Below are 1,570 nucleotides of genomic sequence, written 5' to 3'. Positions count from 1 at the left end.
GCCCTGATCGCCCCGGCCCGGGCCGGCCTGCCGGTAGCCGAGTATTCGACCCGTCTGGTCAAGAAGGCGGTGGTCGGCACCGGAGCCGCCGACAAGGCCCAGATCGGCTTCATGATCGCCCGCCTGCTGCCGACGGCCGGCAAGACCACGGCCGACTGCGCCGATGCCCTGGCCGTCGCCATCACTCACGCCAATCTGCGCGTCGCCAACCGGAGGGTCGCATGATCGGTCGTCTCAGAGGTGCGGTCGCCGAGGTCGGCGAGGAAGAGGCCCTGATCGACGTCATGGGCGTCGGCTATGTCGTCCGCTGCGGCGCGCGCACCCTGTCGCGCCTGCCGGCCCTGGGCGAGGAAGCCCTGCTGCATATCGAGAGCCAGTGGAGCGAGAGCGCCGGCCTGCGTCTGTACGGCTTCGGCACCCGCGAGGATCGCCGGGCCTTTGTGCTGCTGCAGGCCATCCAGGGCGTCGGACCCAAGGCCGCGATGGCCGTGCTCGACGTGCTGTCACCGGCCGAACTGGCCAGCGCCGTCGCCCGCGAGGACAAGGCCGCCGTCGGCCGCGCCTCGGGCGTCGGTCCCAAGCTGGCCCTGCGGATCGTCACCGAGCTGAAGGACAAGCCGATCACCGACGGACCGGTACTGATGACCGCGCCGGTCTCGGGCTCGGCTCCGGCCAAGGCGAAACCCGCCCCCACCGGCGACGCGGTCGCGGCCCTGATGGGTCTGGGCGTCGCCGAGGTGAATGCCCGCCGCGTGGTCGAGGCGGCGGCGGCGAAGCTGGGTGAAGAGGCCACGGTGCAGCAGTTGATCAAGGCTGGTTTGCAGGAGCTGGGGCGATGACCCGCATCATCTCCGGCGAGGCCCAGCCGCACGAGGCCACGCCGTTTGCGGCCGACAAGGCCCTGCGGCCCCAGACCCTGGCGGAATTCGTCGGCCAGGAGCAGGCCAAGGGCAATCTTCGCGTCTTCATCGAGGCCGCCAAGGGCCGGGGCGAGGCCCTGGACCATGTGCTGCTGTTCGGGCCGCCCGGCCTCGGCAAGACCACCCTGGCCCAGATCGTCGCCCGCGAACTGGGCGTGAACTTCCGCGCCACCTCGGGCCCGGTCCTGAACAAGCCGGGCGACCTCGCCGCGATCCTGACCAACCTCGAAGCCAACGACGTCCTGTTCATCGACGAGATCCACCGCCTGTCATCGAACGTCGAGGAGATCCTCTATCCGGCCATGGAGGACCATGTGCTGGACCTGGTGATCGGCGAGGGGCCCTCGGCCCGCTCGATCCGCATCGATCTGGCCCCCTTCACCCTGGTGGCGGCGACCACGCGGGCGGGGATGCTGGCCACGCCGCTGCGCGACCGCTTCGGTATCCCGATCCGGCTGGAATTCTATACCCATGCCGAGCTGAAACACGTCCTGATGGGCGCGGCCCGCAAGATGGGCGCGCCGCTGTCGGAAGACGGTGCGGCCGAGATCGCCGCCCGGGCCCGGGGCACGCCCCGCGTGGCCGGGCGCCTGCTGCGTCGGGTCCGCGACTTCGCCGAGGCTGACGGCGCGACCGTCATCGACCGCAAG

Annotated in this window: 3 protein-coding genes; all 3 read left to right on the top strand. The window is 71.0% G+C overall.

What is annotated here, in order from left to right:
• The coding region (locus DBR10_RS20120; protein WP_233243412.1) for a crossover junction endodeoxyribonuclease RuvC at window positions 1-225 on the top strand (225 nt) is incomplete at its 5' end.
• Window positions 222-839, top strand: a complete 618-nt coding sequence (gene ruvA, locus DBR10_RS14090; protein ID WP_108503964.1) for a Holliday junction branch migration protein RuvA — start codon at window positions 222-224, stop codon at window positions 837-839. The genes DBR10_RS20120 and ruvA, both read left to right, overlap by 4 nt.
• On the top strand, window positions 836-1,570 hold a 735-nt coding region (gene ruvB / locus DBR10_RS14085), incomplete at its 3' end, for a Holliday junction branch migration DNA helicase RuvB (RefSeq protein ID WP_233243411.1). The genes ruvA and ruvB, both read left to right, overlap by 4 nt.

The organism is Caulobacter sp. HMWF025, from assembly GCF_003060965.1.
Classification (GTDB): Bacteria; Pseudomonadota; Alphaproteobacteria; order Caulobacterales; family Caulobacteraceae; genus Caulobacter.
The sequence above is the reverse complement of the archived record's forward strand: the minus strand, read 5'-3'. Positions and strand labels throughout refer to the sequence as shown.